Below are 7,761 nucleotides of genomic sequence, written 5' to 3'. Positions count from 1 at the left end.
GGGGGGATTCTGTTTTAGTCATCTGTTTACAATCGTTTGGGGAGAGGTACAATTTTTTTCGCAATAATGGCGGTCTGGGAATATTCCGAAAACATGACTTTTCGGACAAGTTTAAAAATGTAAGTTGAGTTTTCTGATGTCCTAAAAAACAATAACCCCCGCTTCAATAATTCGGGGTGTAATACATATAAGGGAAACGGTGAAGGTTATCGATCGCTCAGATTTATTTGCTAACTTCATGAATTAAAGAATTGGAAATCAATGTTACTTACAGAGCAATAAATATTAACGGGTCAGCATTACAGGAAATGTGGTATATAAATTGGCTATTAAAGTCACGGTCGTTATTCGATATTCGATCATGCTTAATTTATGGCGTTATAGCGCGTGTAGCGGACGCTTTGCAATTTCAAGTAATACGGTCATGTAGTTTAACCCCCTCAAGTAATACCCCTCCAATTAATAGGGTCAAGTAGGTAATCCCCCTCCAAGTAACACCCCCTTCTTAACCTGTCTATCCCTGCGTTTAATACGTTAACATGTTAAATCGTTTCAAAATGCTTAATACAGCGTTAAAAAACTGAACACGAATGAACATGAGATCATCAAGTCTAACTTTACAAAAGCTAACATGTGATGGATAAAGTCTGTGAAGGGCAATCATTTCTCAAGTAACGTTTTCGTAATGCTTTCCCTTCACTTGTTGTCTTAACCCCTTAACTTTGTAAAAAAAGAGAGCAGAAGCTCAAAAAGCTTGATATGTCAGTATTTTGATTCTGGATAAGCCATTAAAATTGCGCTTAAAATCGTCATTAAAACGGGGGTTAAAATTTGATACCCAGAAATCGAGTATTTTAATGCGTATTTTAAGGTGCTATAACGCTTGTAGCGGTTCTGTGTTACACTGATGAAAAAACGTTAGGGTGTTGATCGTGCAAGTATATAGTGGGACAGATGTTGCTAATCATTTGAAGATAAAACCAACAACGTTGCGTAAGTATTGTGCGTTATTAGAAGAAGCGGGATATACCTTTTCTCGCAACGATCAGGGACACCGCTATTATAGCGATAAAGACGTTATGGCGCTAAGGTCTGTTTTGAAAGCCAAGCGTAGCGGTATAACGCTTAAAGAAGCTGTGCATGGCGTGGTTCATCAATCGGAAGAGATAACCACCATAGACGACACACAAAATGAAAAAGAGCGCTACGGAAGCGATACAATGAATGAATTGAAAACGTTAATACAACAACAAGGCGACATGATGGCGAAGCAAACGGAAGTTATTCAATCCTTGTCGCACCAGATTGAACAGCAGCAAGAGCAAATTAATCAACTATCGCAACGATTAGAAGCCCCAGACGATCATGAGCAATCAGAAGAAAAAAGCATATGGCAACGACTATTTAAAAAATAACCCGCTTCATGCTAACAAATGCTAACGTTCATGTGTCGGGGTATTAATTTTTGACACCCAGCCATAGCTACACCGTCATTTTTATGGCGGTGTTTTTTGTGTCTATAAAACGATTATTTTCTAAACATTTCATTCTTTTTATTTTTTTCCTTCTTCCACTCTTGACTTCTGTTTATAAACCCGTCTATAATGAAGGTACATAAAACGTATGGGGAGTGGACGGTATGATAGTTGGTTACGCTCGTGTTTCTACGGAAGATCAAAGTTTAGATATTCAAGAACAAGCGATCAGAGAGTACGCTGAAAAGTTAGGTGAACGTGTGGAAGTCTATAAGGAAAAAGAAAGTGGCGGTAAAGCTGATCGAAAAGAGTTAGAGTACGCCTTAAAAGCAACACATGAAGGCGATAAATTCGTTGTTTATAAATTAGACCGTTTAGCACGCTCTACCAAGCAACTTTATGAAATATCTGATCGCCTGAAAGATAAAGGCGTTGAGTTTATTAGTATTAGGGATAATATCGACACGACAACGTCAACAGGACGGGCTATGTTCGGCATGTTATCAGTGTTTGCTGAATTCGAAAGGGATATTATTCGAGAACGGACACAGGCGGGGTTACAATCGGCACGAAAGAAAGGGAAGGTTGGTGGCAGACCAACCATAGACGACAAAACCAAAAAACAAATTCGTATCTTATACGACCAGGGCGAACGTGCTAAAGACATAGCGACTGAATATGGTATCGGTCGTAGTACAGTCTATAAAATTATTAACGAGAGCAAATAACATGATGCTTCGAAAGGGGGTGATATTATGTGAAATTGATAGAAGGAAGAGCATAGAGCATTATAAAATCATTCAGTGTGAAAGGGGCAAACTTTATGTTAAGCGAATTAGAACATTTGGCGTTTGAAATGGACAGTGACACGGGGGAATTAGCTATAAGATTAGAAACAATCAACACGATCAAGCAAGAATTGAATTGGTTACGAGCTGAAACAGATGAGGTAGTAACGGATAATGACATTGAGAAATGGGGCGCTTTCTTTCCAGAGGTTTCTCAGAAAATCAGACTCTTAGATGATCTATTAAACTATGTTTCTCAAAGCTTACACGATAGCTACGAACAAATTGAAGAACGTAGAAAAGCATTAATGGGCTATGCAAAAGAAAAAGGCGCAACGGCTGAATAGCAGGCAGACCATTGCACCTTAGATACATGAGCAGGGGCAGGAAGTAGTTCTTGCCCCGCTTCATTATTTATTATAAACGATTTAACGAAATCTATCACAATAAAGTTTTCGTAAACTTGTATCAAAAAATATAGAAAACATTGTTATTTGAAAATTCGTCCGTTATAATTGAAACAAATAAAAGAAGGCAAGAAAAAAGGAATGTCAGCGTCTTAAAAGTTTGGCGACTTCAACGCTTCCATTCCCCTTTGTGAAAACCGTCTGGTAAACGGTTGTTCGTAAAATAACATATTTTTTCGTATTTAATTACGATTTTGCGTATATGAGAAGTGTATACCGAATGGTATCATGATTGCAACAAATTTATTAGAAAAAATCTATAAAAATGTGAAGTAAATTTCTAAAATTATCGCATAAATTTCTAAAAATGTGAAATGTACTTCCGAAATTGTTGCGCATGTGTGATAAAAAAACTCATATATTTATGTTTTACGAAATCTATAAAGGGCGAAGTGTAAGGCTGACAACTTTTTTTCTTGTCTAATCACAAGAAGGAAGGAGGTCAGTCTTTTTATTATGCCCGTAACCACAGAAACCAACCTTAAAAACCATTCAGTTATTATTGACGATATTGCTTACCGAGAACAACCGCAGGGCGACGAAATGGCACGAATCACCAAGCGCCTAAAGCAAAAACTTATTACTCAGATGCCTGCAAAACGGGTGATAGAATTAAGCGGCAACGGTCACACAGTTATACCGACACGTTTAACAGTAGATGAAAATAACCGCTTCATTTTTGAAAGTGGTTCAATGTTCGCTATTGATGTTGACGACGATCACGAGCAAACAAACCCGCAAGACGTAGCAACCCGCTTCAATGCGGTTGGTTTAGTTTACACATTCAGTCATGGCATTAAAGGTAATCGGTATCGTCTATTCTTTCAATTAGAGCGACCAGAGCCATCAGAAGCTTATTTTAACGCTATGTTAGGTGTAATTAGAAAGGAATTGAGAGCGGAAGGTGTACCCGTTGATAAAACAGCTATTAATGTCCCTGTTCGAGGTGGTTCAAACTATTGGATACACAATGAACATGCCACATTGAACAACGATCAACTCATACAAACCGCTAAACAACGTAGTGAAGAACAACAAAAACAACGATCAACATTAGAACCCAATCAATTATCATCACAGATACCTTTTGAAGAACTTCGCAGAATGTGTGAAGCAATCGGTCATATCCCAAGCGGTTCAGGAGAAGGGGATAAATGGTCAGCGGTTGTGTATGGTATCAAATCATATGAACAAGAAGGCTATATAACACCCGTTGAAGCGGAAGAGTTACACGACATCATAAGTGGTGGAGAAACGCCTTATGCAGCACTTAAAACGGCAACAAAAGCGACAATCGGTAGCGTTATCCATTACGCCAGAGAAAGTGGCTATTCACCTAAAATATTGTATTTCCATAACACCACACAACCCGAAAAAACCTATACTGAAAGTCGAATTAATGTTGACCGTGACACACAAAAATTACAACCAGAAAACGCCATTGATCTATTGCAAAAGAAAAACCGTATTTTAGTTGATTCACCGACAGGAAGCGGGAAAACAACGAGTTTCATTGAAGCTATGAAAGCCAAAGAATCGGAAAACACGTCACGACATGAAGGTAAATTCAAACAGTTTTATATTTTTGCTGTTCCGACTAATGCTCTTGTCGATCAGGTCGCTTATCATCATGACGTATTGAAAATACAAGGGCAAAAAGACGAGAGATTATTTCGTAAGTTTATCGAAGCTGATCGCAACCACAAACGTATCATTGTAGCAACTTACGATAAAATCGAATGGCTGGCATCTGTCATTGAGCGTAATTCGGCTTTTAATCAATTTTCAATCGTGGTTGATGAGTACCACAAACTTGTTTTTGACCTGAATTATCGTAACAGAGCCATTAAAAGTATGCTCGAAGCAACGAGAAGAGCAAGAACATTTATAGCGTTAAGCGGCACGACCAACGATATAGATAAAAATGAGTTTGATGAGGTTGTCAAAGTCACAGGCTGTAACGGTTCACCTAATCGTGATTTAGTCATTTACGAATATGAGAAGAATAAACAGTCATTAGCTGAATTAGCAACGATCGTTAAGAACCGAAGCGAACATAATCGCTTATTAATCTTTCTACAAAACATGGAACAAGGCGAATTATTGAAACGGTTGTTGAAGCAAGAAGGTGTTAAGTCAGACATTGTTAATCGCCATCATAAAGGGAAACCAATCTATCAAGGCATTAGCAATGAAGAACAAATACCAGATGAGATAGATGTTTTAATTTCTACGTCTGTCATAGCTGACGGCGTTAACTTGCAAAATACTAATAGCCATTGGGAAGTCATAACGGTCTGCTCTAATTATAGTGACTTTTATAACGCTTCTATGATTAAACAAATATCCAACCGATTGCGTAACCTATATGACCGCTTCTCGTTATTTATTCAAAAAGACGAGCGAGAACCCAAGCAGTACAACTTAGAAGGGGCTTATCATTCGGCTTTACAACGAGCGAAAGACTTAGTAGACGAGTTTCGAGAAGATCCATTTTTTAATATCGCTTTACACAGAAATAGCGTTATAGAAAGATATTATGGTCTTTATACAAAAGAGGATACGTTGCACTATGACCCTCTTACAATCCGGCATTTTGCTGTTAAAAGCAAAGACAACTTTTATAAAAAGTACCGTAACGGTTTCATCAAAGAAGTTGAAGAGGTTTTCGAGCGGAACATAAGTGGGACATTCAATGTATCTGAGCTTTTGCGTCAGGACACTGACATAGCCACTGAATTAGCACAATTAGAACAACAAGTGGAAGATGAAGCGGAAGATGAAAAGCGCCTTGAAGAACTGAAATCATTAAGTATTGATGAATTATTCACGAAAGATGTTTACAGCGCTTTTCTCAATGACGATCGTAAGCAGGTTGATGAATTTAAGAGCGTTGCAAGTCAACACCATTTCGCATATGTGAACGCAACCTATGACATCTTACCCTATCAATCTATTAAACGAACCATTTCAAGTATTACAAGGAAAGCTGAAGCAAAACGCCTGAGAAAGCAAGTAAAGGCGTTAATCACGTTATGGCATTGGAAACACTATCACCGCTTCAATAAAACAAAAGAGGTATTCAAAGAATTATTAGCGTTTTCTGGAGTCCCACTTACAAATGACGATTGGGACGACGTATTCCAACGAATAGGCGATAAATACAACTTCAAAAAGAATGAAGTGAAAACCGTATTCAAAGAATTCGGCATGACAAACCAAAAACGCTCGAAAAAGGAGAGATTCAAAGTGTTATTAGGCGGTTTAACGTTTGAACGAGTAGCTGAAGAAAATAACCTATCACATGACGAACTGAAACAAGTTATTCGTACTTACGCCACATTTTATGCTGATCGTTATGAACAATTAGCCATTGATAAGGAATTGCAAAAAATGGAATTGGAAAAAAATGTAGAGGTGTAACAGTGAGGGCGGCTCAAGCCCGCCAAAATAGGATTTAGGGTGACGTTTATTCCCTATTAATTATATATGACAAAATCAAAAGTCAGGAATAAATGTCACCCTTTTTCCCTTAATAACGGTCACGAACCGCTTCAATCATTACACCTTAACAGTATTTTCCATAAACAAACGAGGGGGTTTTTAGATGAATAATAATTTAAATCACTTTCGAGTTAAGTTAATACGAGCATTTGATTATAAACAGGCTGAACAAGAAGCTAATCGTTTCTTAAGAGCCTGCGAACGAGAAAATTCGTATGTGCAAAGTATTGATTATCAAATGGCTTCTTATGATGATGAAGCGGTATATTCATTTTCTATTGTTTATTGGGACGTTCACGATCAAGGGGGTGACGATCAATGATGACGGAAGAAGCGAAGAGAGCGCAGCGTGAATACATGAAACAATATCGTAAACGTAATCGAGAAAAAGTGAATGAACTTAATCGAAAATGGCGACAGGAAAACCCAGATAAAGTGAGAGAGTATAACCAACGCTATTGGGAACGCAAAGCAAAACAAATGGCAAACGAATAGCAAAGCTATAAAGGTGGTGTCATAGCGTTGGAAGTAGATGAAATCAAGCGTACTAATCAACGGTATTTAAACCTTGATCGTGAAGCGGATATATTGAAACAAGAGAAGCGACAAATAGAAAAAGCCTTCTACAATCAGTCTTTTACACGTAACGTTTTTGATGATGTGATCGGGTTAGTGTCTATTAGTTTCAACGTTGAAAAGGAAGTGTCTGAACACGTGGATACATTAAACGTTTGTGATAAACGAATGGAACGCCTGAAACTCAAAAAGCGTTACGTGCATGATTATTTGAAATCACTCGACCCAATAAGCCGTCATGAGTTAATGAATAAGTATCGGGGAGATTATCGACGTATAACGATAACGCAGTTAGATCGTGACCTATTTGATGAGATTATGGAGATTGAAGAAGCGGTTAACTATATGCTTGGCATTAAACCAGAACCAACAACGAAAGACATTCATATTGAAACGCATAAGACAGAGGATAACTTTCAGGCAATAGCTGATATGTTGGGGGTGTGAGCGTATGAGAGAGAGTCAGAAAACAAAATACTTTCTTAGCAAATGGTTTTACTATGATAAGAATTTTGATTATCTGTGTGACGTGGAACGACTGAACATGAAAATACTTTACGCTACGTTGAAAGAGTTAACCGAAGAACAACGATCCTTCTTAGCTGATAAGTATCGTGTTGATCGAAGCACACCTATACCAGACAAGGAAATGGCTGAACGTTATAACATGACGCAACTTGACTATATGAACATGCGAAAACGTTATGAGCGTCTGTTCTATCGTCAGTTAGAGAAAGCATTAGACTATTATAAAGGTGAACGTGCGTGACACCTCCCCCCCTTATCTAAATAGATTTGGGGGCTTTTTAGTAACCGGAGATGAACATTCGCATAATAGACAGGTCGTTTTTCATAAGGGGGGATTCTGTTTTAGTCATCTGTTTACAATCGTTTGGGGAGAGGTACAATTTTTTTCGCAATAATGGCGGTCTGGGAATATTCCGAAAACAT

At 38.0% G+C, this 7,761-nt stretch carries 8 protein-coding genes; all 8 read left to right on the top strand.

The genetic code is table 11. The features are described from left to right. Nucleotides 1–932 precede the first annotated feature (932 nt). The 8 genes from ABID56_RS12890 to ABID56_RS12855 all read left to right on the top strand — a co-directional run bounded on the left by ABID56_RS12890 (nt 933) and on the right by ABID56_RS12855 (nt 7,579). The gene (locus ABID56_RS12890; RefSeq protein WP_354221871.1) at nt 933–1,415 is read left to right on the top strand and encodes a MerR family transcriptional regulator; all 483 of its coding nucleotides are present in this window, start codon (nt 933–935) and stop codon (nt 1,413–1,415) included. A 224-nt stretch (nt 1,416–1,639) separates the two neighbouring features. Continuing rightward, a complete protein-coding gene (locus tag ABID56_RS12885; RefSeq protein ID WP_354221869.1) occupies nt 1,640–2,203 on the top strand; it encodes a recombinase family protein in 564 nt (187 codons plus the stop codon). Nucleotides 2,204–2,298: 95 nt separating this feature from the next. After that, a complete protein-coding gene (locus tag ABID56_RS12880) occupies nt 2,299–2,610 on the top strand; it encodes a hypothetical protein (RefSeq protein WP_354221867.1) in 312 nt (103 codons plus the stop codon). Between the two features lie 576 nt (nt 2,611–3,186). Next, entirely contained in the window at nt 3,187–6,153 is a 2,967-nt protein-coding gene (locus ABID56_RS12875; RefSeq protein ID WP_354221865.1) for a DEAD/DEAH box helicase, read from the top strand. 184 nt (nt 6,154–6,337) lie between these two features. Continuing rightward, a complete protein-coding gene (locus ABID56_RS12870) occupies nt 6,338–6,556 on the top strand; it encodes a hypothetical protein (RefSeq protein ID WP_354221863.1) in 219 nt (72 codons plus the stop codon). Further along, entirely contained in the window at nt 6,553–6,729 is a 177-nt protein-coding gene (locus tag ABID56_RS12865; protein WP_354221861.1) for a hypothetical protein, read from the top strand. The genes ABID56_RS12870 and ABID56_RS12865 overlap by 4 nt, the downstream gene beginning before the upstream one ends. Nucleotides 6,730–6,756: 27 nt before the next feature. Continuing rightward, a complete protein-coding gene (locus ABID56_RS12860) occupies nt 6,757–7,257 on the top strand; it encodes a hypothetical protein (protein WP_354221859.1) in 501 nt (166 codons plus the stop codon). Between the two features lie 97 nt (nt 7,258–7,354). Then, nucleotides 7,355–7,579 carry a hypothetical protein gene (locus ABID56_RS12855; RefSeq protein ID WP_354221857.1) on the top strand — a complete coding sequence of 75 codons (225 nt, stop codon included), beginning with the start codon at nt 7,355–7,357 and terminating at the stop codon, nt 7,577–7,579. The last annotated feature ends 182 nt before the right edge of the window (nt 7,580–7,761 follow it).

Source organism: Alkalibacillus flavidus (genome assembly GCF_040545925.1).
Lineage (GTDB): Bacteria > Bacillota > Bacilli > Bacillales > Alkalibacillaceae > Alkalibacillus > Alkalibacillus flavidus.
The sequence above is the reverse complement of the archived record's forward strand: the minus strand, read 5'-3'. Positions and strand labels throughout refer to the sequence as shown.

Coding starts and splice junctions, on each gene's coding strand:
- ABID56_RS12885 (WP_354221869.1), top strand. CDS start 1,640: ATGATAGTTGGTTACGCTCGTGTTTCTACGGAAGATCAAAGTTTAGAT.
- ABID56_RS12880 (WP_354221867.1), top strand. CDS start 2,299: ATGTTAAGCGAATTAGAACATTTGGCGTTTGAAATGGACAGTGACACG.
- ABID56_RS12875 (WP_354221865.1), top strand. CDS start 3,187: ATGCCCGTAACCACAGAAACCAACCTTAAAAACCATTCAGTTATTATT.
- ABID56_RS12870 (WP_354221863.1), top strand. CDS start 6,338: ATGAATAATAATTTAAATCACTTTCGAGTTAAGTTAATACGAGCATTT.
- ABID56_RS12865 (WP_354221861.1), top strand. CDS start 6,553: ATGATGACGGAAGAAGCGAAGAGAGCGCAGCGTGAATACATGAAACAA.
- ABID56_RS12855 (WP_354221857.1), top strand. CDS start 7,355: ATGAAAATACTTTACGCTACGTTGAAAGAGTTAACCGAAGAACAACGA.